26 protein-coding genes and 2 riboswitches are annotated in these 24504 nt (G+C 28.3%); of the genes, 20 read left to right on the forward strand and 6 right to left on the reverse strand.

Going from position 1 to position 24504, the window contains the following annotated elements; all coding sequences use genetic code 11:
- The first annotated feature begins 182 nt into the window (after positions 1-182).
- The 10 genes from TY07_RS00335 to TY07_RS00375 all read left to right on the forward strand — a co-directional run bounded on the left by TY07_RS00335 (position 183) and on the right by TY07_RS00375 (position 9791).
- Entirely contained in the window at positions 183-1637 is a 1455-nt protein-coding gene (locus TY07_RS00335; RefSeq protein ID WP_078061260.1) for an alpha-amylase, read from the forward strand.
- A 46-nt stretch (positions 1638-1683) separates the two neighbouring features.
- The gene (locus tag TY07_RS00340; RefSeq protein WP_042393621.1) at positions 1684-2766 is read left to right on the forward strand and encodes a DUF8173 domain-containing protein; all 1083 of its coding nucleotides are present in this window, start codon (positions 1684-1686) and stop codon (positions 2764-2766) included.
- Positions 2767-2902: 136 nt separating this feature from the next.
- Positions 2903-4315, forward strand: coding sequence for a MocR-like pyridoxine biosynthesis transcription factor PdxR (gene pdxR, locus TY07_RS00345; RefSeq protein ID WP_042393623.1), 1413 nt, complete (start codon positions 2903-2905; stop codon positions 4313-4315).
- Positions 4303-4950: a YigZ family protein gene (locus TY07_RS00350; protein WP_042393625.1), complete on the forward strand. Its 648-nt coding sequence runs from the start codon at positions 4303-4305 to the stop codon at positions 4948-4950. The genes pdxR and TY07_RS00350 overlap by 13 nt, the downstream gene beginning before the upstream one ends.
- A gap of 93 nt (positions 4951-5043) precedes the next feature.
- Positions 5044-5784 (forward strand): YebC/PmpR family DNA-binding transcriptional regulator, encoded by a 741-nt coding sequence (locus TY07_RS00355; protein WP_042393627.1) that lies wholly within the window; start codon positions 5044-5046, stop codon positions 5782-5784.
- A 226-nt stretch (positions 5785-6010) separates the two neighbouring features.
- Positions 6011-6919 (forward strand): tyrosine-type recombinase/integrase, encoded by a 909-nt coding sequence (locus TY07_RS00360; protein ID WP_042393631.1) that lies wholly within the window; start codon positions 6011-6013, stop codon positions 6917-6919.
- Between the two features lie 19 nt (positions 6920-6938).
- On the forward strand, positions 6939-7100 hold the full coding sequence (locus TY07_RS17905) for a hypothetical protein (RefSeq protein ID WP_157029106.1): 162 nt from the start codon (positions 6939-6941) through the stop codon (positions 7098-7100).
- A 773-nt stretch (positions 7101-7873) separates the two neighbouring features.
- Positions 7874-8386, forward strand: coding sequence for a hypothetical protein (locus TY07_RS00365; RefSeq protein ID WP_042393634.1), 513 nt, complete (start codon positions 7874-7876; stop codon positions 8384-8386).
- Positions 8380-8772 (forward strand): hypothetical protein, encoded by a 393-nt coding sequence (locus TY07_RS00370; protein ID WP_042393637.1) that lies wholly within the window; start codon positions 8380-8382, stop codon positions 8770-8772. Before TY07_RS00365 ends, TY07_RS00370 begins: the two co-directional genes overlap by 7 nt.
- Before the next feature lie 263 nt (positions 8773-9035).
- Positions 9036-9791: a hypothetical protein gene (locus TY07_RS00375; protein WP_042393639.1), complete on the forward strand. Its 756-nt coding sequence runs from the start codon at positions 9036-9038 to the stop codon at positions 9789-9791.
- Positions 9792-10400: 609 nt separating this feature from the next.
- Here TY07_RS00375 and TY07_RS18225 read toward each other — a convergent pair.
- Both TY07_RS18225 and TY07_RS00380 read right to left on the reverse strand, forming a co-directional pair.
- On the reverse strand, positions 10401-10571 hold the full coding sequence (locus tag TY07_RS18225; RefSeq protein ID WP_198133959.1) for a hypothetical protein: 171 nt from the start codon (positions 10569-10571) through the stop codon (positions 10401-10403).
- Positions 10572-11058: 487 nt separating this feature from the next.
- Positions 11059-11694, reverse strand: coding sequence for a recombinase family protein (locus tag TY07_RS00380; RefSeq protein WP_042393641.1), 636 nt, complete (start codon positions 11692-11694; stop codon positions 11059-11061).
- Between the two features lie 1517 nt (positions 11695-13211).
- Between TY07_RS00380 and TY07_RS00385 the strand changes: the two genes are divergently transcribed.
- The 8 genes from TY07_RS00385 (at position 13212) to TY07_RS00420 (ending at position 17364) form a co-directional block, all read left to right on the forward strand.
- On the forward strand, positions 13212-13451 hold the full coding sequence (locus TY07_RS00385; protein ID WP_042393643.1) for a hypothetical protein: 240 nt from the start codon (positions 13212-13214) through the stop codon (positions 13449-13451).
- The gene (locus tag TY07_RS00390) at positions 13445-13756 is read left to right on the forward strand and encodes a hypothetical protein (protein WP_042393645.1); all 312 of its coding nucleotides are present in this window, start codon (positions 13445-13447) and stop codon (positions 13754-13756) included. The genes TY07_RS00385 and TY07_RS00390 overlap by 7 nt, the downstream gene beginning before the upstream one ends.
- Positions 13757-13832: 76 nt before the next feature.
- Entirely contained in the window at positions 13833-14165 is a 333-nt protein-coding gene (locus TY07_RS00395) for a helix-turn-helix domain-containing protein (RefSeq protein ID WP_042393650.1), read from the forward strand.
- A 73-nt stretch (positions 14166-14238) separates the two neighbouring features.
- Complete coding sequence (locus TY07_RS00400) at positions 14239-14862, forward strand: hypothetical protein (protein WP_042393654.1); 624 nt, start codon at positions 14239-14241, stop codon at positions 14860-14862.
- Positions 14863-15050: 188 nt separating this feature from the next.
- Positions 15051-15827 carry a BRO-N domain-containing protein gene (locus tag TY07_RS17510; protein ID WP_074431739.1) on the forward strand — a complete coding sequence of 259 codons (777 nt, stop codon included), beginning with the start codon at positions 15051-15053 and terminating at the stop codon, positions 15825-15827.
- Between the two features lie 27 nt (positions 15828-15854).
- Complete coding sequence (locus TY07_RS00410; protein WP_052330557.1) at positions 15855-16319, forward strand: BRO-N domain-containing protein; 465 nt, start codon at positions 15855-15857, stop codon at positions 16317-16319.
- Positions 16320-16409: 90 nt separating this feature from the next.
- Positions 16410-16598, forward strand: a complete 189-nt coding sequence (locus TY07_RS00415) for a hypothetical protein (RefSeq protein WP_042393657.1) — start codon at positions 16410-16412, stop codon at positions 16596-16598.
- Positions 16599-16719: 121 nt separating this feature from the next.
- A complete protein-coding gene (locus TY07_RS00420) occupies positions 16720-17364 on the forward strand; it encodes an NUMOD3 domain-containing DNA-binding protein (protein WP_042393660.1) in 645 nt (214 codons plus the stop codon).
- Between the two features lie 767 nt (positions 17365-18131).
- On the opposite strand, the gene TY07_RS00425 is transcribed toward TY07_RS00420, so the two are convergent.
- The 4 genes from TY07_RS00425 to TY07_RS00440 form a co-directional block, all read right to left on the reverse strand.
- Positions 18132-19163, reverse strand: a complete 1032-nt coding sequence (locus TY07_RS00425; RefSeq protein WP_042393662.1) for a hypothetical protein — start codon at positions 19161-19163, stop codon at positions 18132-18134.
- Positions 19142-20509 carry a DUF362 domain-containing protein gene (locus TY07_RS00430; protein WP_042393664.1) on the reverse strand — a complete coding sequence of 456 codons (1368 nt, stop codon included), beginning with the start codon at positions 20507-20509 and terminating at the stop codon, positions 19142-19144. Before TY07_RS00430 ends, TY07_RS00425 begins: the two co-directional genes overlap by 22 nt.
- A 33-nt stretch (positions 20510-20542) precedes the next feature.
- Positions 20543-21394 (reverse strand): acetoacetate decarboxylase family protein, encoded by an 852-nt coding sequence (locus TY07_RS00435; RefSeq protein WP_042393667.1) that lies wholly within the window; start codon positions 21392-21394, stop codon positions 20543-20545.
- Positions 21395-21629: 235 nt separating this feature from the next.
- The gene (locus TY07_RS00440) at positions 21630-22823 is read right to left on the reverse strand and encodes a hypothetical protein (protein ID WP_042393670.1); all 1194 of its coding nucleotides are present in this window, start codon (positions 22821-22823) and stop codon (positions 21630-21632) included.
- A 223-nt stretch (positions 22824-23046) separates the two neighbouring features.
- On the opposite strand from TY07_RS00440, the gene TY07_RS00445 reads away from it, so the two are divergent.
- Positions 23047-23472 (forward strand): PIN domain-containing protein, encoded by a 426-nt coding sequence (locus tag TY07_RS00445; protein WP_042393673.1) that lies wholly within the window; start codon positions 23047-23049, stop codon positions 23470-23472.
- A 32-nt stretch (positions 23473-23504) separates the two neighbouring features.
- Positions 23505-23590, forward strand: a riboswitch (glycine riboswitch).
- A 3-nt stretch (positions 23591-23593) separates the two neighbouring features.
- Positions 23594-23675, forward strand: a riboswitch (glycine riboswitch).
- Between the two features lie 54 nt (positions 23676-23729).
- Positions 23730-24350, forward strand: a complete 621-nt coding sequence (locus TY07_RS00450; RefSeq protein WP_042393676.1) for a trimeric intracellular cation channel family protein — start codon at positions 23730-23732, stop codon at positions 24348-24350.
- Positions 24351-24504 lie beyond the last annotated feature (154 nt).

Below are 24504 nucleotides of genomic sequence, written 5' to 3' on the forward strand. Positions count from 1 at the left end.
AGTCTCTTTTTAACATAGGTCCTAATATTGTTATTTTAAAAATATTAATTATTTTAATAGTACTAAATTTCAAAAATCCATTCATAGGTACTTAAAGGAATAATTAATATTTAACAATATTAGGGCCATCTTTTATATTAATTAATTTTATAATGAAGTTAGTAAATTATGGAGGGTTTTACATGTTTAATGGAACTATGATGCAATATTTTGAGTGGTTCTTACTGCCAAAATGTAAATTGTGGAATGAAGCATTAAATGAAGCAGAAAATTTGAGAGAGTTAGGAATAACTGCATTATGGCTTCCGCCTGCATATAAAGGTATTGGTGGAATATATGATGTTGGATATGGGGCATATGACTTATATGATTTAGGAGAGTTTAATCAAAAGGGAACAGTTGAAACAAAGTATGGAAGTAAGGATGAATATCTACAGGCCATTAAAAAGTTAAAAGAAAATAATATTCAATGCTATGCTGATATTGTTGTAAATCATAAAATGGGTGGAGATGATGTTGAAGAAGTTGAAGCAAGTGAAGAGGAGTTTTTTAATAGGAATATACCAGTTAGTGGAGCAAAAATTATTAAAGCTTGGACAAGGTTTAATTTCCCGGGAAGAAATAATAAGTATTCGTCTTTTAAATGGGATTGGAGTGATTTTGATGGAATTGATTATGATGATAAAACAAAAAGAAATAGTATATATAAGTTTTTAAGCAAAGAATGGAATAAGTATGTTGATAATGAAAATGGAAATTATGACTATTTAATGGGCGCAGATTTAGATTTTTCAAATAGAGAGGTTATAGAAGAATTAAAATCTTGGGGCAAATGGTATTTAGAGTTTACTGGTGTTGATGGATTTCGATTAGATGCAGTTAAACATATTAGTTATGATTTTTTTGTTAATTGGCTTACGTATTTAAGAAAAGAAAGTGGAAAAGAATTATTTGCTGTGGGTGAATATTGGCATTCAAATGTAGATGTTTTATTAAATTATATAAAAAATACTAAAAATGTAATGTCCTTATTTGATGTCCCTTTACATTTTAATTTTTATGAGGCCTCAAGGAGTAATGGGGATTTTGATATGAGAAATATTTTTAAAGGAACACTTGTCGAGAGAAATTCAACAAAGGCAGTAACATTTGTTGATAATCATGATACGCAAATAGGTAGTTCTTTGCAATCTTGGGTAGAACCTTGGTTTAAGCCAATTGCATATTCACTAATATTATTAAGAATTGAAGGATATCCTTGTGTATTTTATGGAGATTATTATGGGATTCCAAGTTCTGCGTATTATGGAATTGGAAAATGTTTGGATATTTTATTGAAGATTAGGAAAAACTTAAGTTATGGAGAACAGCATGATTATTTTAATGATAAAAATTTAATTGGATGGACCAGAGAGGGAATAGATGAGGTTGAAAACTCAGGATTGGCAGTTTTGCTTACTAATAGATTAGGTGGAGAAAAGAAAATGTATATTAGTAAAAAATATGCCGGTGAAAAGTTTATTGATGCACTAGGGGGAAGTGATGAAGAAGTTTTAATTGATAATGATGGATATGGTAATTTTAAAGTTAAAAATGGAAGTGTAGCAGTTTGGATTATGAAGAAATTTACATTATAGTATGATATACTATAATGTATAGGAAAATTTAGGAGGTAAATTATTAATGAGGGTAAATTTAAAACGCTTTATACTATTTGCTATTGGATTTTTATTAGTAAGCAGTTTTTCATTTAGTGTTTATGCAGATACTTTAGATAGCGCATCAAATAAGTTTTTTACAAATAATAATATTAATGAAACATTAGATGCACAATCTGACGTATATGCAATAGGAAATAATCTAAAGTTTGCAGGGAAGGTTGAAGCAGATATTCTTGCAGCTGGAAATAACATTACTATTGAAACAGAAAGTGTAGGGGGAAGTATTAGAGTTGCTGGAGCAACAATATTAATTAATTCAAATGTAGAAAGAAATATAAATGCTGCCGCAGCTAGTGTTGAAATAAAAGAGGGAACAAAAGCAAAAGGTATATATGTAGCAAGTGGAGATGTAAATTTTAATGGAGAAGCAGAAGATTTATTTGTTAATGCTGATACAGTTACAATAAATGGAACAGTTACTGGTAACGTAAAAGTTAATTGTAGCAAATTAATAATTGGTGAAAATGCAAGGGTAGATGGAACATTTGAAGTAAGAGGAGAAGAAGAACCTATTATATTAGGGGATTTTGATAGTAGTAAAATTACCTTTGATAAAATAATCACTGATTATGACAATGAAAGTTTATTTGCTGGAATTAATATTGCAGGGAAAATTATAAGTCTTATAACTGCAATAATTTTTTGTATATTAATAACTTTATTTTGTAGTAGGTATAACAATAGAGCTTGTGAAAAACTAGAGCATAGAGGTTGGTTACCATTCTTAATTGGATTTGCAACTTTAATTGTTTTACCGATAGCTGCAGTTTTATTATGTATTACAATTGTTGGAATTCCTATTTCTGTAATAAGTTTAATTATTTATGGAATACTTATATATTTAGCACCAGTGTTTACAGGTATAATACTTGGTAGATTTATATTAAAAAATATGAATGAATATCTTTCAGCAATTATATTTACTTTAATTGTAAAGATAATTACATTTATACCTTATGTTGGTGGGATTTCACTATTCATTTGTGTTTTACTATCATTAGGTGTATTTATTCAAAATACATTTGAGGCTATTAATGATAAATAGTTAGTTAAGTTAAATAGTTGGTTGTATCAGATAAGTTTACATTTTGATACAACCTTTTTATTTGACCTAGGATATTAAATTTTTTATAATAAATTGTATGAGTACGATTTGAGGTATTAATTTATTGGGGGATAATATGGAAAAGTATAGTATTGATTTTAATGATTATGAACCTAAATATGTTCAAATAGCAGAAAATATTAAAAAATTGATTAATTCTAGAATTATTAAAGATGGAGATAAACTTCCTCCTATAAGAGAATTATCTAAAGCTTTAAAGGTTAATAATGTAACAGTGGTAAATTGTTATAATAAGCTTGTTTCTGAAGGCTATGCATATCAAAAGATGGGGTCAGGAACATTTGCAAAAAAGAGAGAAATTGTAGATTATTTTAAGAAAGAGTATTCTAAGGAAATAAAGTTGATAAAAAATAAATATGATAGCAATATTATAGATTTTACTGGAGAAAGTTCAAGAATAGTTAATTTCCCAATAAATAAATTTAAAAAAGTTATTAATGAAGTTTTAGATAGAGATGGAGCAGAAGCTTTGATTAAAGAAGAAGCTTTTGGATATTCACAGTTAAGAAGCACAATTAATGAAGTATTTTGGGATAATTCTTTAAATGTTGAAGATTTATTAATTGTATCAGGGGCTCAGCAAGGAATAGATATTGCATCTAAGGCCATTTTAAATATTAATGATAATGTTATTGTTGAAAAGCCAACTTATGCTGGTGCATTATCTGTATTTAAGTTTAGAAGAGCTAATGTATTTGAAATACCAATTGAGGAAGATGGTATAAATATTAAAAAATTTGAAGAAGTCCTTAAGAAAAATAAAATAAAATGTTTCTATACTATGAGTTATTTTCAAAATCCAACAGGTATTAGTTATAGTAAAGAAAAAAAACTTAAAATTTTAGAGTTAGCTAATAAATATGATTTTTATATAATAGAAGATGATTATTTATCAGAATTAATATTTGATGAGAATATAAAGCATGAACCTTTCAGAGTTTTAGATACTAATGATAGGGTTATTTATATAAAGAGTTTTTCGAAAATATTTTTGCCTGGAATAAGACTTGGTTATATAATATGTCCAGAGGAATTTAGAGAAAGTATTCAAAATTCTAAAATTAATACAGATATAGCAACATCTACACTAATGCAAAGAGCATTAGAGATGTATATTAAAGAAGGCTATTGGATTGGATATATAGATGATTTAAAAAATGGTTATATAAAAAGATATGAATTAATGAAAAAGCTATTAAATGAAAAACTTAAGGATTATGTAGCATTTATGGATCCAAGGGGAGGATTAAGTTTTTATTTAAATATAAAAAATAAAAATATACAATCAAAAGAATTATTTTATAAATTAAAGGAAAAAGGTGTTTATATTACTCCAGGAACAATATTTTATAGGGGATTAAATTTGGGAGAAAGTTATTTTAAGATAGGCTTTTCTCAAGTTAATGAAGATGAAATATTAAGGGGAATTGACATTATTAAGGAGGAATTACAACAGTGGCATATATAACGATTAGGGAATATGGTGAAGATAGTTTTATCGAAAAAAAATCAGAGTTTATTGGATATGCTAAAAGGGTAGAAAATGAGGAAGAAGCAAAAGCTTTCGTAGCAGAAATAAAGTCAAAGCATAAACAAGCAAGACATAATTGCTGGGCATATGTTATAGGCGAAAATATGGGAATACAAAGATATAGTGATGATGGAGAACCACAAGGAACAGCAGGTATTCCAATATTAGAGGTTATGAAGAAGTCTGATATAACAGATTGTGCAGTAGTTGTAACAAGATATTTTGGTGGAATATTACTTGGTGCAGGGGGGCTTACTAGGGCATATACAAAAGGAGCATCTATAGCATTAAAAGCCGGTGGAGTTGTTGAGAAAGTTCAAGGTGTAAAAGTATCTCTACATTTAGATTATGATATGATAGGTAAAGTACAGTATTTCTGTGGTCAAAACAATTGGCATATTGAAGATACTGAATATACTGATAAGGTTATAGTTCATATTTTGGCAGAAGTTTCAGTTGCAGATGAAATTGAAAAAGAAGCAATTGAAGCAAGTAATGGAAAGATTATTGTTGAAAAGAGTGAAAAAGATATTTATTTTAAGGAAGAAAATAGATTATTTAAAATTTTATAATTCATATATTTACACAAAAATTGTTTAATATTTTTCATTATGATATAATAAAAAAGATTTTTAGATTATTTTAAGATTTAGGAGGATGAAATAATGTCAGGACATTCAAAATGGCATAATATACAAAACAAAAAAGGTAAAGCAGATGCTAAAAGAGGGAAGATCTTTACTAAGATAGGTAGAGAGTTAATGATAGCTGTTAAAAATGGAGGACCAGATCCTGATAACAACCCTAAATTAAGAGATGCAATAGCAAAAGCAAAGGCAGCTAATATGCCAAATGATACAGTACAAAGATCAATAAAGAAAGCTTCAGGAGAGTTATCAGCAGTTGATTATGAAAGAATCGTTTATGAAGGATATGGACCATCAGGAGTTGCTGTTATTGTTGATACTTTAACTGATAATAAGAATAGATCAGCAGGAAATGTAAGAAGTGCTTTCACTAAAGGTGGTGGAAACATGGGAACTACAGGATGTGTAGGATTTATGTTCCAAGAAAAAGGTGAAATTGTTATAGAAAAGGGAGACCTTGATGAAGAAGAATTAATGATGATGGCATTAGATGCTGGAGCTGAAGACTTCAATAGTGATGAAGAAGAAGTATTCATAATCACAACTGCACCAGAAGATTTTGGTACAGTAAGAGAAGCTTTAGAAGCTGAAGGATTAGAATTCTTAGAAGCAGCAGTTAAAATGATTCCAGATACATATACTGAAATTGATGAAGATGCAGCTAAGAAATTCCAAAAGATGTTAGATTTACTTGAAGATGATGATGACGTTCAAGAAGTTTACCACAATGCTGAATTCCCAGAAGGATGGGATGAATAATCTAGCTAAAGGTAGTTATATAGCCAGTTACAAGAGTTTTGAGACAGTATGATTATAAGTAAAATAACAGGTAAATGAGCAGTTATTAAGATAAACATACTGCATTATAGACTGTTTTAATTATGATAATTGAATAGATAAAGAGGATAAATAAAAGACCTCCTATATCTAGATGTATATTTAGTTTAATTACTAAGTAGATGCATCTGGTATAGGAGGTTTTTTTATGTTATTAGAGGATGCAATTAAAGAGTTTACATATGAGATACAAACTAGGAATTATAGTCCTAGAACAATTAAAACATATAGAAACTCTATTTTAAGATATGCAGAGTATGTATTAAAAGTTTATCAAGTAGTGGAGTTAGAGGATACTGCTCCAATGCATATAAAAGGATATTTAAACAGTTTAAAGGATAAAGGCAGGACATCTGTATATCTGAATACTATTCTAAAAAATTTAAGGTCATTCTATGGGTACTGTTTTAAAGAGGGATATACATTAGATATTAGTAAAAAAGTCATATTCCTAAAGGAGAAAAAGATAGTAATTAAGACCTTTACAAATAAAGAAGTAAAAGGGATGTTAGACTATTATGATTTTAGCAGTTACTTAAATGCTAGGAATAAGGTTATAATGGCTATTTTATTTGATACTGGTATTAGATGTTTGGAATTATGTAAGTTGTCTAGAGCAGATGTTAGAGAGTCTGTTATCTATATTACAGGTAAAGGAGATAAGCAGAGGGTAGTACCTATATCACCTTATTTAAAAAAGCTAATGATTAAGTATGAGAGGATAAGAGATAGTTATCTTAAAGATGACATCTTACATTATAACAACTATTTCTTATCTAGTAGGAATAAACCTCTAACAGTTGAGGCAGTAGAGAGGGTAGTTAAAAAGGCATCTATAGGAGCAAAGGTTAGAGATGAGATAAGATGCTCCCCACATACTTGTAGGCATTATTTTGCACAGTCTCAGTTAAAAAATGGGAATGATGTCTACTCCACATCCAGACTACTGGGGCATGAGACTATAGAGATTACTAAAAGATATTTACAAGGGTTAAAGGATGCAGATGTAGTAGAGAAGTCTATTAAAACAAGTCCTTTAATGAACTTGAAAGTATAAACAAAAGGAGCAGATAATAATGGATAAATACAATAAACATTTAAAGATAGAGCAAATAGAGGCATCTATAACATGTCTTAAAGGTCAGATAAAGCTACTGGATGACATTAATGTAGTTGGTGTAGCATCTGCATCAATAATATTAGAAACTGTATCAATGTTAGAGATGGAGTTAGAGTAGTTAAAAGAAATGATTTAAAACAAATAAAAAAGGAGTCAGTACTGGCATACTGCTCCCACAGATTAATTAGAACATTATTAAACCCATTAAAATTTAATACAGATTAACTAACCTTGATACTATTATAATTAAAAAAATGTAGTTATTCAAGGCTTAGTTTCCTATTGTCTAAATTAGAGCAGTAGGTTAGTTGTACAAGCATTAGAGCAACTATAAATAATTCTATAGGTGAGTTGAGCCATTGCAGAAAATCAACAGTCTAGATAGGTTATTACCCTCATTACTCCAATGACTCTAGATGCTAGGTGGAGACTACCATAGAAAAGGTCTGGAGGACAACTGAGAGATGTAAAATACATAATATATCTCTGGTCATGTAGCTACTGTAGTAATACAGTCTTAGGGCAGTAATGAGATATATTGAAAGCTATATTCTGTTAAGCAGTTAAACTAATGAGGGATATACTAAAGGCTCTAGAACTGAAAAAGAGGATATTTATTATAATGTTTAAGACTCTATATCTTAGTATCAATTAGTTTTCAATTAACTTTTTTGATACTTAGATATAGGGTCTTACTATGCCACAGGATAGACATCCCCTAAGGATATTAAGCCTCTGGAATCTGATAATATAGTAGATACTATATTTAAGAGTAAGTAAATAAAAAACTACAGTAACAATAGCAGTAAACTCTTGTATTAGGAATTAAGGTATAAGGATTAAAAAGTGATAAAGAGAGTACCTTAATAAGATATAAAGGAGTAAATGACAATGATAAATGATATGGAGATAAGAGACAATGTAATTAATACAATCAATAATACAAATGATGCTGAGAACAGAGATAAAAATATATTTGGTGCTAATATAATAAAGTCTCCTAGTAAGGTAATAGAGAGCCTAAAGAAGGGTAATTTAAAAAGTATTTTTAATATAGTTAAAATTAATTTGGGTCTGCATCCAATAGCAATAGTGTCTGGAATAGATTATAAAACATTAGTAAAATATCAGTCTGACTATTATTTATACTTAAATAGAGCAGATACAGAGAAATTATTAAAAGCTATTAATGATTTATATATACCAACTAAATTACATTATGGTCTGGATCACTATAATAAAATAGATTTTGCAGAATATGAGCCACAGGATGCAGAAAGAAGAGAGGCAAAGGCTGAGTATAGAGCCATGTTAAAGGATATAGTCAAAAAGATGGGAGAGGATACCTCAGAGCCTAGAAAGAGAAAAGGTAATAAAACAGGAGGGAGGGCATCAAAATGCTAAACTTATTTAAATATAAAAATAATAATACTCCTGTTATTCCTCAGTTATTACCACACTTAAATTTTAGAGATGCATTTAAAGAGGAGTCCTCTGATTTCTCTGCTCCTAAAAATTATCATATAGTGTCATTGTATTCAGATACTAATAATTTACATAAAGTGTTTAATACAATAGACCATTTAATAAACTATATACAAACAACTCCAGATATAATTATAAGACCTTATCAGTTATCTGATTTTGATATTATGGAGGGAGTTTATAAGGTACTGGAGGGAGATGATCCAGAGTACATAGGATTTAATTTTATATTAGTCCCTAATTACATAAATACAACTAAAGAGGTCATAGGCTATACAATGGCTTATAATAAAGGCTTTATATAGAACAGATGTCATAAGAGGTTACAAGAGAGCAGAGATGCTCTTTTTTTATATATTTTCTTAATTTATTGTAACAAGCAATTTAATTCTATGTATTTATATATGTAACAGAAAATAAGAGATTAAGGGGTATTCAAAGAGTCCCCCTATTAGGAAATTTTGTAGGGCATTTTAAAGTTAATGTACATTAAGCATAAAACTGTATATGAGATTAAAGGCACTAAAATACAAGAGGTAAGTAGTATTAAAAATGGAGGTATAAGATAATGAGATACAAAACAGATAAAAGGTATAAAGATGAGGTAGTAGATAAAATAGCACCTAACTATAAAAAGTATGTGATGCAGACTGTGGAGACTACAGATATACAGAAAAATACTTTATACATTAATAGATTAAATCCTAAAATAATTGTACATGTTAGGGATAAGAGAGAGCCTTTAAGAATATCTCCAGTAACCAGATTAGAAAAGGCATTATTTAGAGGAGATATCAATTGCATATTAAAGCATGTATTTAAAGATGTCTTATACACAGTTAATTATTTATCTGCTAAGACTGGCATACCTTATGAGGTATTAATAAAGTTAAGAGATGGATATTATAATTATTTTGAGTATGAGGATGTAGGCAGATTTTTAGCATATGCATCTAAACAATATGAGTTTAGATATTCTGGAGACCCTAGACATTACCCTATTAAAATTATGGAGTATGTAGAGCAAGAAAGAATAAGAAGAGTAGAGAGAGCCTTATATTATGCAAAATATAGGCAGATGAGGACACCAGAAACCACTAAGACCTATGGCAAGGGTCATGTCTGTAGAAGTGCAAATGAGAGAGTAATAATAAGAACTGCTCCAGATGGTAATAAGACTGTTTATAAATCTATAGGGGATGCATATAGAGGTAATGAGGATATTATTAAGAGTCTGGATGCATTTAAAAAGAAGTTACAAAGAGATTTAAAGGACAAAGACTCCACAAAGTATAAAGGTTATTCATGGAGTTTTAAAAGTTGATATAGAGGACAGATATGGCATACATAGAGGGGACTTTAATTAGTCCTCTTTTTTGTTGTGTAGAAAAGTTTTTTAAAAATAATTTAAACTTTTTTTAAATGTCCCTACTAGAAATAATTTGTTAGGTGCCTATTAGTATATAGAAAGTTAACAGTACCAGACAATAATTAAACTTTTTAAAAATAAATAAAAATATTTCAAAATGTCCCTACTAAAAATATCTTAATACATGACTATTAGTATATAGATGCTTAACAGTAGTACAGTTGATTAAATAAGTTAAGTAATTAAGTTTTAACTTTTGGTTTTATCCTTTAGGTTAAAACTCCCTTTAGGGATTAAGTACTAGTAATTAACTAGACATAAATGTCTAGTGGTCTAAACATAAATGTTTATCCCCTAACAGTTAAATAATAAATGTTACAATATTAGTTATAATTACATTAATTAATTAATTAAATTAGTGGCAATATTATTAGTTATATTATCTATTATGTATTATATAACAATATATCTATTAAGTTAGAATAGTTATAAAGTTATTATTAATAGATATCCCTATAAGTATTCTTGTATTTCTCTGTATATTTACTATTTATTAGTAAGTAGTTATGTAATATATGGGCAGTTTAAATTTAATAAATTCTCCTCTGGGGCAGATGTAAGGCAGTGTTTTATATCTGTCCTATTTTTTTTATCACTGTTTTTGTTGTATCTGCCTTGAATGGTATTTGTTTTAGTTGGATGCTTTTTATCATCTGGATGTCTTTTTATCCCCATCCATTTTAGGAATTTTACCATCTATTTTAGGACATTTACCATCCAAAACAGGACAAAAAACCAGTAGTTATATTACAGCTATATACAGTTATATATAGTTATATATAGATGCTTTTAATAAATTAAAAGATCCAGTAACAATATTTAATTTAAATAGTATATTAAGAATTAATACAAATATAGATAAGATAGAATAAGTAAGTAGTTATTACAGTTAAGTAGTGGCATTATTATCAGTTTGTATATGTGTGTATTTATTTATGTAAAGTTATTTACAGTTAAATAAATTGATATGATGACCTAAAACAGGGGAGAGTCCTGTGATATGTACAAGGCTTAGATATATCTAATAAGTCCCAAAAATGCAGTATATGTGCAACAGAATTAAACAGGCTAGGGGAGTTGATGCATTAAAAAAGACTCCAGAAATAGAAAGAGACTTAATTAGACTCTCTCTCCTCTGGTACTATGTTTATCTCTGCTCCTATTAATTGTTTATTTGACTCTCTTTATATTCTTTAACATATCTGTAATAAGTAGCTTTAGACATATTTAATTTAGTCCATGCCTCTTTATTTGTTATAACTCCTGTTAATACTCCATTATATACAGTAATAAACTCCTCTGGAGTTGATGCAGTAGGTCTCCCCATCTCTCTCCCTGTCTTTTTAGATACCTTTTTACCATAATCATTTACTGGCATTGCATCTATTCCCTCTCTTTGTCTGCTCTTGATATTCTTTAACTCTTGTTCTGCTAAGTTAGTATATAACTCAATTAAAAAGTTATTCATTAATTCTAATATCCATGTTTGACCCTCTGGGAACTCTTGTAATGTTGTTGGTAGGTCTAAAACTCTTAATATAACTCCTCTATCTTGTAACTCTCTAATCTCTTTTAAAGTGTCTGTCTTTGTTCTACCTAATCTATCTAATGACTTAATATATAACTGGTCTCCATCTCTTAAAACCTTTTTTAACTCCATATATTGAGGTCTATTAAAGTTTTTTCCTGTAGATTTATCTATATAGGTATTCTCTGGAGATGCATACTCTCTTAATGCCTCCTCCTGTCTATCTGTATTTTGTCCCTTTGTACTAACTCTTATATAACTAAATATCATTTTTAAACTCCTCTTATATTGTCTCAAAAACTCTTAATTAACTTATGAGTCTATTATAATAATACAGTCTCAAAAAGTCAACAAGTAAAATATAAGTCTCAATACTATATTTTATAGTCTCTAAATGGCTTAAAACTGTAGTAAGTATATTAGTATCAATATGTATACTTTTTAAGACTCTATATAAATTCTGTATTAGAGGCAGTATCTATATAGTTATGTCTGTAATATCCCTATACAGAAACATAGTAGATAATGTGTCTATAAAGTATCTGTATATAGTGTAATATATATCTGTTTTTAATATCTGTAATGTGGTGGTATTATAGACACTATTTTTAATATCCACCTATCTAGATAATAGTTACAATATTTAAAAACATCCCCCCATATTTTTTAATAGCCCCCTATATTTTAAAGGAGTCCTTATATATTTAAATACTCCCATATACTAAAACAGTCCTATTAAGTCTCTATGTAGTCTTATAAAGAGTTTTTAAGATGTAGTATTTACTGGATCACTAATTAATTAAAGACTGCTCTATATTAATATATGAGGGTATATATAACAGTATTAGGATGTAACTATATAGATAATATATTGAGGTAGTTATAAGTCTGTAAAAGGCTCTGTATTTAGTTTGTTTTAAAGAGGTCTACTATATCAAAGAGGGGAGAGAGGGCATCTCCCAGAGGCTCACAGATGCAATATTAACAATAAAATTAAAATAAAACTAATTTAATAACATAATTTATATAAATAGTTTTAGATATTGTTTTAACAGTAATGACTAGGTATAGGGGGGAAAGGGGTCTCCATATCATGGGACAAGGCTATTGAACATAGTCATAACCTAGTTGATACCCTACTTTTAAAGGGCAGATTAAAGCAGTATATGACCAGTACAAGAGCAGATTAATAACAGTGATGCAGATTAAGTTATATTATAAACTAACAATAACTGAATCTATAAAAACATCTATAAAAATATATCTTTGTTACAGAATTTAATACCTAAGTAACAGTATATATATATATATCTGTATTATATAAATAGTTACTATATGTTATCAAAAGTAAAACAGTAATATATATGTCCCTTATATATCCCATTTCAGAGATTACTGGAGAGGGCATATTAAAAGTGCCATAAAAATATATAAAAAATTTTTTAATAGTCTAGATAAAAATACATAAAATTTAAGTAATTTAATTGTCATTTTCTCTGTATAGCTAACTATAATAGTGTAGCAGTATAGGAGTATAACTATATTGCTATATATTGCTATAGTCATTTTCTACTATCTAATTTACTTTAAATATTATGTTTAGATTGCTTATATTTATGTTTAGGATAGGGGCATATAGTTTATACTGTGTGCCTCTTAATTTTACATTTCACCTACAAACATAACTACCATTCTAAATATATTTTTTTACTTAAAATATACCTTAAATATAGGTATGAGTAATTTAAACATAGTATTTAATAATAATACAAAGGAGGGGGAGAAGTATGGGAACATATCAAAGACTTATGATAAAAAGAGAGTTAAGAGATGCAATTAACAGATTAGATGTTAAAGATAGCATTTATCTGGCTACTCTATTAGGACTTAATAAAAATAAAATATGTGTTATGTCTGGAGTAGATGCATCTAATTTTTATAAGTATTTAAAAACTAATAAAGGTTTGAGCAGTACTAAGCAGATGTTAATTTTAAGAACTATAGAGGAGGTATTATTACAATGTTAAGTTATAATAAAGAAGTAATAAAGGCTCTTTATAATGCAAATGCTACAAGGACATTAACTCTAATAGTGTTAGATATAAAACAAGGTAGTAATATTAGTAAATCAGAAAAAAATGTAATATTAGAAGATATACAAAAATTAAAAATGTCTAATAAATGGATGTATGAGAAAGAGGAGCAATTATTAACAGAGTATCAAGAGAATATTAAAAAGAAAAAATCTATAAATATGTTAACTCCCAGAGATAAAGATTTATACAATTTAAAAAGATTAGAAAAGTTAAAGGAGTATGATTTTACATTATAAAGTTTTGTAGAATTATAGTCTTTTTATTTTGGATAAATAAAAGATAAGCAAGAGATAAATAAAGGAGGTGTATGTTATGAATGAGAAGAAAAAAAGAGCCTTAGAGGGTATTATTAAAGGTGAGTCTATTACATCAATAGCTAAAGAAATTGGAGTAAATAGGTCAACTATTTATCATTGGTTAAATAATGATCCAGATTTTATTGCAACTAAAGAAGAGTTAGAAAATAAACTTGTAGATGAGTTATACACTATCTCAATGTTGGAGGTAAAGGATGCATTATTAAATTCTAGTAATGATTATTACAAGTTGCAGATTTTCCAGAGCCTAGCAAAGATTAAACATAGTGATAAAATAGAAATAACTAATAAAGTAATGTCTTTAGATGACTTGTTACAAGAACTATAAACAGGGAGCAGTTTAATTACTGCTCTTATTATTTTATAAATATAAATATGTAAATACAAAGGAGATAATAAAAATGGCTAAAATAAAAAATACTCAGTTAGATAAATTAAAAAAATCAATTACAGAGGTTAATACCCAACTGGAAAACTACTACAAAGAGAGAGACTATATTACTGCAGATATTCAAGCAATAGAAAAGGATATACAGGATAATAATAAATTAATACTGGACTTTTCATCTGCTAATATTCCTATGGATGTTCAAAAATATATGACTTGTAAACATACAATAGTTTTATTAGAAGAACAAAAAGGGATTAAAACAAAGGCATTAACTGAGTTAGATAATGATTTTAAAGGGTTAGAGGATGTTTTAGTATATAATGTATTTAATACTCATAAAGATAATGTAGTAAATGAGTATAAAGAGAATAGATATAATATTATTAATGAGATGTTTACTAAAATGATGGAAGTTGTGGCATTATCAGAGCAGTTAAATGATGAATCTAAAAAGTACTATCAAACTTTACAAATGAGTGGTCATCCAAATGCTCATAATTATAGATTTGATGTATCTTTAGGAATGTTTAGTAATAGATTTATATTTGATGGGTTTGGTGTAAAATATACTCAATATATTACCTCTAAGGTACAAGAATTTGAGGAAGTATATTATAATAATTTAGAAAAATAACATAGTAATATAAAGAGGGAGTCTGTATCTATAATTGATATAGGCTCTCTTTTTTGTTTTATTTATAATTAGAGCAGTAACAACTAAATTAAATCTCTGTATCTCTTTTTGTAACAAGGATTAAGTAGTGTCAGAGAGCAAACATCTGCAGTTAATAATGATAAAGATAAATTAGAGGAGAGATTAAGATGACAAAAGAAGTCAAAAACACAGTAGAGGTATTAGAAAGCAGAGAGTTATTAGGAGTAGATTTTAAAATATATGGTACTACAGATGAGCCATTATTTTTAGCTAATGATGTAAAGGAATGGATAGGACATAGTAATGTGTCTGTAATGATAAGAAATGTGGATGAGGATGAAAAGGTGTTAAACAATGTTTATACCCTTGGAGGAAATCAAGAAATGTTATTTCTAACTGAAAATGGACTATATGAGGTTTTAATGTTGAGTAGAAAGCCTATAGCAAAACAATTTAAAACAGAGGTAAAGAAAATACTTAAACAAATTAGATTAACAGGAGGATATATACCAGTTAAGACAGAGGAGTCAGATGAGGACTTAATGGCTAGAGCCTTTATAGTAGCACAGAATACAATAGCTAAAAAGGATGCATTATTAAAGGAACAGGAGAAAAAGTTGCTGAAGAGTAAAGAGACCATTGATAACTTAGAGAATACTAATAAGTATCTAGTAGCAGAGGCATTATCTAAGACAGATATACAAAAGATTAAGATGTTAATAAGTGCATTGGGTACTCATATAGATGGAGCATATGGACATGCACAGGCTTATAATACTTTTTATACTGCTATGAGTGATAAGTATGGTATGAGGTTTAAGGCTAGAAAAGGTATTTTTGAGAACAAGTTTAAAACAGAGAAAGAGGTAGCATTATCTTTAAAGACAATAATATCTATATGTAGCAATAGAGGGATTAATGTAAACAAGATATTAAATAGATAATACAAACAGATTATAGGAGAGATTATTATGACAGATAAATTAAGAATAGTGGGGACTAGAACAATAGATGATGTAGAATTTTATATGTATGGCTCTATAGATGAGCCTCTCTACCTTGCCTCAGATGTAGCCAGAGCATTAGATTATAATATTAATAAAACTAATGGTAAAGTAGATGTAAATAAGCTAATAACTATTGTAGATGAGTCTGAGAGGATAAAGAGAACAGGAATAAAGGAGACAGGGAGAACTGTTACTGGATGGTTTTTAACTGAGGATGGTTTTTATGAGTGCTTATTTAGAAGTAGGAAACCAGTAGCATTATCCTTAAAAAGAGCAGTTAAACAAATACTTAGACAGATAAGATTAACAGGTGGATTTATTCCAACTATATCAGATGATACAGATACAGACATAATGGAAAGAGCATTAATAATAGCTAAGAAAACTATAGAGAAAAAGAGTATATTAAATAATGTTTTATTAGAGTAACAGAGAGAGGTGATAAAAGGTCATCTCTCTTTTTTATTTAATGTTAATAAGCTAATAAATAATAATATAGGGAGATTTGGAGTTAATGACTTGATAGATTTAAAAAAATGTTATTCTCCAGAAGAATTACAATTAATCAACTTAGACCTCACTAGTATGCAGATATCAAAAGTAACTGATTGGGATTTACAAACTAGAATAACTAGTAAAGGAATAGACTATATTAGAAAGAATTATAAAAACTATGTAGAGAAGAATAAGAAAACTAAAAAGAAGTAAACAGTAACAGAGAGTCAGTAATGGCTCTCTTTTTTTTGTCCTTTTTTATTTAATTTTAGTAACAAGTAAATTAAATCTCTGTATCTCTTTTTGAAACACAGATTTTAAGGAGTAGATACAGATGATAAGTACAGAGATAAAAGAGATTAAAGAAGTACCAGAAGAGAGAATTTATTATATATATGAATATTGGAGACTAGACAATAACACATGTTTTTATGTAGGTAAGGGAAAAGCAGACAGATGCTATCACATTAATAATAGGTCTAAACATTTTAAGAACATTCTTAATAAAGTAGATGTAGCAGTAACAATAGTAGCAGATGGATTGACAGAGGCAGAGGCACTAGCTACAGAGTCATTTATTATAAATGAGTATGTAATGGATGAGGGTTATGGAATAGATATTATAGACATTAAAAAGAATAGTACTGGATGTAACTTAGTTAATGCTACATGGGGAGGAGAGGGTGTATCTGGATTAAAACATAGTGAGGATGTAAAGAGAAGAAGTGGGGATTACATGAGAGGTAGGACAGGTAATTTACATCATTTATATGGGTATAAGCATAAGGAAGAAACCAGAGAGAAAATGTCTAACAAAAAAAAGATTAAGGTTTTAATGTTAGATAAGAATACAGGGGAGGCATTAAAAATATTTAATAGCTTATTAGATGCAGAGGGGTGGTTAGGTAAGATTAATGCAAACACACATATCTCTAAGTGTTGTAAAGGGATGATTAAATCAGCTTATGGATATAGATGAGCATACCTATCTGATTATATAGCAGAGCATGGAGCAGTATCAGAGTTTAATATAGATGAGTTAGAGGCAGTTTAAATACTGTCTCTTTTTTGTATAGGAGAATAACTCACAGGCAAAAATATAAGCCTGTATTAAATTTAAGATTTTAAATAGAGGAGTATAGTAGAATTGTAAGGAAGTTAAAAAGCTACAACTTTAAATCTGGAGAGAATAGGAGTAGGAAAGCTATTAAGAACATAAACAAAAATTACCTATTGTATTATATCCTGTAATAACATATAATCAGAGTATAGAAAAGATGATAAATGATTATTAAGAGTTAGATGGATTAGATGCATCAGATTTAGTCCAGTTTTTAAACTATGATATACATATTGTAATTGTTACTTAAATGATTACTGTTAAAATACTTGTAAATGACTGTATGACTACATCTAATAAGTCAAAACATATCTAAACAGTCAAAACTACTATGATGTTCAAGAAGTTTACCACAATGCTGAATTCCCAGAAGGATGGGATGAATAGGACTTTTAAGTAAATTTAGTAGTTCTAGAAATGGGTGAAAACTGAATTGACTATGGAATACATAATGAAAACCATAGTACTTTCGATATTAAATACCTTTTGTTTTTACTGATGTAATAGCAAAAGGTATTTTTATTTCAAATATGAAAATGGAGAAGGAGGTTTATCTCAATTAAAAAAGTATAAACCTTCTTTAGCTTTAAAATAGCATTTAAAAAAAGTATTTTATATAAAAGATATTACCAAATTTCATTAAATTCAGTTGTAAAAGTTAAATTTGGATTATTTGTTTCTACTGTATTTGGTATAGGTTTTCTATTCATTTTTCCAAATCCAATAGGTATATAGAAAGTAAAAGGTAGAGGTTTTATTCCAGATTTTAAGTCATTAAAATAATTTAATAAAGCATTTGTAGAACTGGTGTAATGGCTATTATTTAATACAATATCACAATATTTAAATATTGAACCATATGCTGAGTATTCAGAAATTGTTTCAGTTGTTGTGCCTCCATATATAGTTGACATATTATAAATATATTCAGCCGTTTTAAAGCTTGGCCAATAGCCTTTGCCATATACCATATTATGAAAAAACAGATCATGGTTCAGTTCTTTATTATTACTTAATTTAAATGCTTCATAAAGTTGCATAGTAAGAATTTTCATTTTTAAAAAATCATGTCCGTCAGCATTCCATTTAGAGTTAGAATATTTAAGCCATAATAATGATCTTAGATAGGTTGCTTTTAAGTCACCATACTTTTCAAAAGCAGAAATATCAGAAGTATTTGATATTACTTCAATAAGTGAATTTTCAAAGCCAGTACCTCTTTCATTATAATCAATTATTCCATCATGATTTTCATCAAATCCAGCAAGTAATTCTTTATATAAATTACTATGGAATAAAGTATCATTAGATTTGGCATAGCTTAGTATAGTTGGTTGTAAGCTATGAAGTATAGAATTAGAATTATAGTAAAGTGTTTTTGTTAATACTTCATTCATATTATTATTACTAAGAGATATAAGGTGACCATGATAAGAGGCAAGTTTAGTATTATTTGTGAGATCTACTCCCTTTATATAATATGAACAGGAACCTATACCTCTTTTTTCAGCATCATTGTAAAGATAGTATCTAAAGAGTGGAGAATCAACCCAAAGTGTAGATACTATTTGTTGTTTTTTAATTTTGGCTATAGGGACATCATGAATGAATTCAGTTGGGAAGTGGTATTCTTTTTTTAGTTTTTTTGACTCCAACATTGGGGGGTATTGAAACAATAACGAGCGCAAAAAGTATCAAGTGCTACGCAATCTAAAGAGGCCCAAATAAAACCTTCAGGAATAGGTTGTGCCTCAGTAGGAACAGCATGAACAACATTTACTATATTAATATTATCAGAAATATTAACAATTAATATTCCTTGACTTTGCACAGCTTTAATAATATCACATTGTGTTCCAGAGAATCCGGCAGTGCGTTTTATAATATACCTTCCATATTTATCTCGCATAGGGAGATGAGTATTCCCATCTATTTTCATAATTAATGGAGAGTGTGGAACTAAACTTCTATAGCTCGGTATTTTAGTGTTTTGAGATCCATAAAGCCAATTTGTATCAGATGGGTTTTCAGTTACTGCACATTGAAGTGGATAAAGTCCGAGTCCAAGATTTTTAAGTGCATTAGTAATTAAATCTTGAGCATGAAGTTTCATGGTAGGAACATTAATTAAAACACAACCAGGATAAAGTTTTATATCTTCTAAATCTGAACTATTTCCGCCAACAATAACCTTATGCAAAACAATTTCAGAATAATTTTGACCATCAGGAATATCAATAGTTCGCCCTCTAGATCTATCTATTTGTAATTGGTTAATATCATAAATCATCATTTTATTAATAGCTTCACCAGGAGAAAGGTAAATACCTTTACAGCTTTCCTCGTAACCATTCATTGGATTATCATCTTCATCACTAGTACAGTGATAAGATAAATATTTACGAGCAAAATAAAATCCCCATCCGCCATAAAAGTTATCATCATCACCATAAAAATCATGAGATCGTCCTTCAAATATTGCTTCATTAGTTATTGTATGCTTAGTATACTTACTATATTGAACACCATAAAGCTCAATGCTGCAGCCACCTTCTGCAATAGCCATATGAGAGTAATGGATATTAGCATAATCGTGGAACCAGCGCATAATGGCAGCAATTATACTCCAATTTGTATTTAAATAAATCATTAAGCCAGCACCGTGAGTAGTAGGATCAATACATATAGGAGAAATTAAATTAGGTTTGAATATTAATAGCTTATTATTAGATATATCTTCTTTAACTTTCAGTATAAAATTTGTTTCTTCATCTAATTTAGCTAGCATTATGGAAACAGCAGAATATATATAATTAATTCTATTTTGAATTTGTTGCCAACTTTCATTATCTTCTTCATTAGAATCTATATATTCTTTTAGTAAATCTGGAATATCTGTATAAGCGTTGTTAACATTTAATCTTATACCAGTGATTGAAGAGCCGTATTTATCCATATCAGCAATGTTTATATTGCCTAGAATTTCTTTATTAATTATATTCATAATAATGTTACCTCATTTTAAAAAATATTAATTCTAATCATTAAAATTTCTATAGGGATATCCCATTTGAGAAGAATCATATCTTCCTAATAAATATTTGTAATATTCGGGACCATATAGTTTTTCAAGAGTGGTAGGTGGATATTCATATGATTCTGAAGTGATTTGATATTGTGCTCCTAGTGGCTCAATTACTTTAAGCTCTGACCAAGGATTGTCAAGTGAAGGGGTTAAATTAATATCAGTAATAATTGCTTTTTCTGTAGAGGCTAAAATTGTTTCTTGTTCATATTCTTGTAGTTCAATGTTATTGAATAGCAACCTATTGCAATTGTACTTGAAATTACAAGTAAGAGTTAAACCTTTTGAAATAGATGGTTGATTAATGCTTGAAGAGTTAGTAGTAAGATTATTAGTATTAATATTACTTGTGACTATTTCTGCTGTAGCATTAAAGAAGTTAATTCCATTACGTTTTACTGATACTGTTACTGTGTCTCCATTACGGTGTAGTGTAATTTTTTCTGCAAGTTTTTTTTGAAAGCCTAAGATTTCGCGACCAATAAGCATAGCCATATCTTGATTATTTGATAAAACTACATCTAACATATAGTTATAAGATTCATTATTATATAATACAGGTATAATAATTCCTGCTTCTGAATAAGGGGTTCCTAAGCTAATATAGGGAATATGACATACATATACAATTACCATTGAAGAAGCTGGTTTAAGTTGTGGTGGTAATATTTTTTCTAATATTTTTATATCTGTGTTCCAAAACAAATTTAAAGTTTCTGTTCCATGAGTAGTTATTTTAGATAAACCTTTATTTATTGCTTTTAAATCATCTGGAGTTTTAATAAAACTACATTTTTTAGACATAAAACTTCACCCCTATTTAATAAATTTTTATTATACATATTATGACTTATGATTACAAAATGTTACATAAGAAATTCTTTATAAATAATAGAGTTAATATTAGTGAATTTTACATAAATTTCATTTATAGTATGTTGGCAATAGTAGATACTTTATAATTTATTGGAGCTGTATGTTTTTAGTTTATAGTTCCAATAAATTATAGTGATAGTTTAAATACTTATTAGTGAAATTTTTACCATATTTCTTTAAAATGAGCTGTAAATATTAGTTTTGGATCATTTGTTTCAATGGTATTAGGAACTTTAATTCCGTTTAGTTTTCCAAAGCCATGAGGGACAAAGAAGGTAAAAGGTAAAGGTTTTTCTCCAGAATTTAAATCCTTGAAGTAATCTGATAGAGCAGTTGAGGGATTTTTGGTATAATTACCAGAATTTTTTACTATATCACAATATTGAAATAAACATCCATATGGTGAAGAAAGGGAAATTGATTTTAAAGATTGGCCTCCATATACATATGTCATATTATATAAATATTCTACGGTTTTAAAGCTTGGCCAATAGCCTTTGCCATATATCATTTTATTATAAAATAAATCTTTTTCTTGATTTTCTTGTTGACTTAGCTTGAAAGCAAGTGAGAATTTTTCAAGAAAAATACTTTTTCTAGAAGGAACTTCCTGAAGCGTATTAATATCATAAATCATTAGTTTATTCTTGGCTTCACCAGGGGCAAGGAGTATGCCGTTGCAGCTTTCTTCGTATCCATTCATTGGATTATCAGATTCATCTTGTGAACAATGTGATGATAAATATTTACGTACATAATAAAATCCCCAACCACCATCAAAAGTTTTAATTTCACCATCAACTAAACCTTCAACTCTGCCTTCTAATATTCCTTCGTTAGTAATTATCTTATTAATTTGTGAACTAAAGGTTTTGTTGCATATTGAAGCAATTAAATCATTACAACCTTCAATTAATCCCATTTGAGAATAATTTATATTACCATTATCATGAAACCAACGCATAATTGCGGCAACCATAGGCCATTTTGTTGCAAGTGAATAGGCTGAACCTGCACCGTGATTATAACCAGATATACAATCAGGAGACATTATATTGGGTTTAAATAGTAAAATTTTATTTTTTTTAACTTCCTCTTGCAGTTTACACATAAAATTTGTTTCTTCATCTAAATAATTTAGCATAATAAAGATACCACTATATATATAATCAATTTTCTTTTCGATTTCTGACCAAACTTCTTCATTTTGAGTATTGATAAATTTTTGTAGTAAATCAGGAAGTTCTGAATAAGCTTTATCTGCATCTATATGAACCCCAGCAATTAATGAACCAGCTTCATCAAGTTTAAAACCTTCATTATCTATAAAAATTGGTTGTGTAAATAGTTCAGGCAAAATAATATCCTCCTTATGGATTTAAAAAATTACATTAACAACTTATTTTATTAGGATAAATATTGTGAAATAAAAGTAAATTTATAAATTAAAGTAAAATATTTTATTATATGTTATATTAAGAATAGTATTAGATAAGGACCTTTTAGTTTTAATGTATAGAACTTTAATCAATGAAAAGGAATTTATATAATAATTGAGATAATAAAGAGGAGAATTGAAAATGGGAAAATATTTATTAGATACTAATATTGTTATTAAGCTTTGGAATGATAATTCAATGCTTTTAGGAAAATTGATAGAGAAAAATAAAGTTGTTATATTAAAAGAAGTATTAGAAGAACTTTCAATTAAAGAGAAAAAGATATATAGAAGGCAAGAAATTTTAAGTGAAAGGTTTTGTAAGCTTTTACCCTGTAGTATTGAAGTTAAAAATAGTTATCTGAGTGGGTTCTTTATGATATATGATTACGAAATAAAAGGAAGATTTGAAAATAATAATTTATCAAAAAATGATTTATTACAAATATGTGCTTGTTATACTGATGAAAGTTTAACTTTAATCACAGAAGATAAGGAATTATTTAATATAGCTAATTACATTTTAGGTGAAAATAGAGTTAAAAGTATTTTAGATATTGAACTGTGATAATAGATATATTATAATTTACAGGTATTTCGTTGAGAAATTTGGGAGATACTGTACAGTTACAGAGCCGAAGGGGAAAGTGCGGCAAACTCTCAGGCAAAAGGACCAAATTTTGAGAAAACTCTGGAAAGTCTAATGTATAAAAGACACCGACGAAGCAATCTTAAATGTAGTAGGAGAATCTTTCAGGTAAAAAGACAGAGGCGCAATTATTTTAATAATTAGTCTATTGTAAAAATAAATGAGGGGGATTTTTTTTGGACTACATAACAATTTTAGAGTATATAGGAGTTTTTGCTTTTGCCGTATCAGGAGCAATAGTAGCAATTGAAGAGGAATTTGACGTTTTTGGAATATATATAATTGCAATAATTACAGCAATGGGTGGAGGCGTACTTAGAGATATTGTTACAAATGTTGGAATACCAGTATTTTTTACAAGTTATATGACAATTCCTTTTATTATTGCTGGAACTTTATTTGCCATACTTTTAAAAGGAAGGCTAAAGCACAAGAATTTATTTGTTTTTATAGATGCTATTGGACTAGCAGCATTTTTCGTATCTGCAGCAGTTAAAGCTATTGGTAGTAATTATAATTATATGTTATTCATATTTGCAGCTAGTATAACTGGAGTTGGTGGTGGTGTTTTAAGAGATATTATAACAAATAGAAAACCACAAATATTCAAACATGATATTTATTGTGTTGCAGGAGTTATAGGAGTAACTTTGCTTTGGTTTATTTATCCACTAATTGGAGTAGATGTAGCACAATTTATTGCGTTAATAGCAATAGTAATTATAAGAATGGTAAGTTATTATAAGACTATTAATTTACCAGTAGTATGCAGAAAAAGTGAATTCTTAGAGAGTTAAGTGAAAGTTTAATTTATAAAAGAATATAAAAAGACTAATATTAAAATAATAAGTAAAGGTATGAGGAAAATCCTCATACCTTTTTTGTATAATATTTATTAAATAACCTTAGAAAATGAAATAGAACGTAAATATAGTATAAATATGTGTTAAT

Origin of the sequence: Clostridium saudiense, from assembly GCF_000577815.1 — a bacterium.
Lineage (GTDB): Bacteria > Bacillota > Clostridia > Clostridiales > Clostridiaceae > Clostridium > Clostridium saudiense.

What these genes read in the sequence shown, in the direction of transcription:
- TY07_RS00385 (WP_042393643.1), top strand. Translation starts at nt 13,212, where the DNA reads ATGGGAACATATCAAAGACTTATGATAAAAAGAGAGTTAAGAGATGCA.
- TY07_RS00435 (WP_042393667.1), bottom strand. Translation starts at nt 21,394, where the DNA reads ATGTCTAAAAAATGTAGTTTTATTAAAACTCCAGATGATTTAAAAGCA.
- TY07_RS00445 (WP_042393673.1), top strand. Translation starts at nt 23,047, where the DNA reads ATGGGAAAATATTTATTAGATACTAATATTGTTATTAAGCTTTGGAAT.
- TY07_RS17905 (WP_157029106.1), top strand. Translation starts at nt 6,939, where the DNA reads ATGGATAAATACAATAAACATTTAAAGATAGAGCAAATAGAGGCATCT.
- TY07_RS00430 (WP_042393664.1), bottom strand. Translation starts at nt 20,509, where the DNA reads ATGAATATAATTAATAAAGAAATTCTAGGCAATATAAACATTGCTGAT.
- TY07_RS00425 (WP_042393662.1), bottom strand. Translation starts at nt 19,163, where the DNA reads ATGTTGGAGTCAAAAAAACTAAAAAAAGAATACCACTTCCCAACTGAA.
- TY07_RS00380 (WP_042393641.1), bottom strand. Translation starts at nt 11,694, where the DNA reads ATGATATTTAGTTATATAAGAGTTAGTACAAAGGGACAAAATACAGAT.
- TY07_RS17510 (WP_074431739.1), top strand. Translation starts at nt 15,051, where the DNA reads ATGACAAAAGAAGTCAAAAACACAGTAGAGGTATTAGAAAGCAGAGAG.
- TY07_RS18225 (WP_198133959.1), bottom strand. Translation starts at nt 10,571, where the DNA reads ATGGGGATAAAAAGACATCCAGATGATAAAAAGCATCCAACTAAAACA.
- TY07_RS00400 (WP_042393654.1), top strand. Translation starts at nt 14,239, where the DNA reads ATGGCTAAAATAAAAAATACTCAGTTAGATAAATTAAAAAAATCAATT.
- TY07_RS00395 (WP_042393650.1), top strand. Translation starts at nt 13,833, where the DNA reads ATGAATGAGAAGAAAAAAAGAGCCTTAGAGGGTATTATTAAAGGTGAG.
- TY07_RS00335 (WP_078061260.1), top strand. Translation starts at nt 183, where the DNA reads ATGTTTAATGGAACTATGATGCAATATTTTGAGTGGTTCTTACTGCCA.
- TY07_RS00370 (WP_042393637.1), top strand. Translation starts at nt 8,380, where the DNA reads ATGCTAAACTTATTTAAATATAAAAATAATAATACTCCTGTTATTCCT.
- TY07_RS00390 (WP_042393645.1), top strand. Translation starts at nt 13,445, where the DNA reads ATGTTAAGTTATAATAAAGAAGTAATAAAGGCTCTTTATAATGCAAAT.
- TY07_RS00355 (WP_042393627.1), top strand. Translation starts at nt 5,044, where the DNA reads ATGTCAGGACATTCAAAATGGCATAATATACAAAACAAAAAAGGTAAA.
- pdxR (WP_042393623.1), top strand. Translation starts at nt 2,903, where the DNA reads ATGGAAAAGTATAGTATTGATTTTAATGATTATGAACCTAAATATGTT.
- TY07_RS00410 (WP_052330557.1), top strand. Translation starts at nt 15,855, where the DNA reads ATGACAGATAAATTAAGAATAGTGGGGACTAGAACAATAGATGATGTA.
- TY07_RS00365 (WP_042393634.1), top strand. Translation starts at nt 7,874, where the DNA reads ATGATAAATGATATGGAGATAAGAGACAATGTAATTAATACAATCAAT.
- TY07_RS00360 (WP_042393631.1), top strand. Translation starts at nt 6,011, where the DNA reads ATGTTATTAGAGGATGCAATTAAAGAGTTTACATATGAGATACAAACT.
- TY07_RS00340 (WP_042393621.1), top strand. Translation starts at nt 1,684, where the DNA reads ATGAGGGTAAATTTAAAACGCTTTATACTATTTGCTATTGGATTTTTA.
- TY07_RS00420 (WP_042393660.1), top strand. Translation starts at nt 16,720, where the DNA reads ATGATAAGTACAGAGATAAAAGAGATTAAAGAAGTACCAGAAGAGAGA.
- TY07_RS00375 (WP_042393639.1), top strand. Translation starts at nt 9,036, where the DNA reads ATGAGATACAAAACAGATAAAAGGTATAAAGATGAGGTAGTAGATAAA.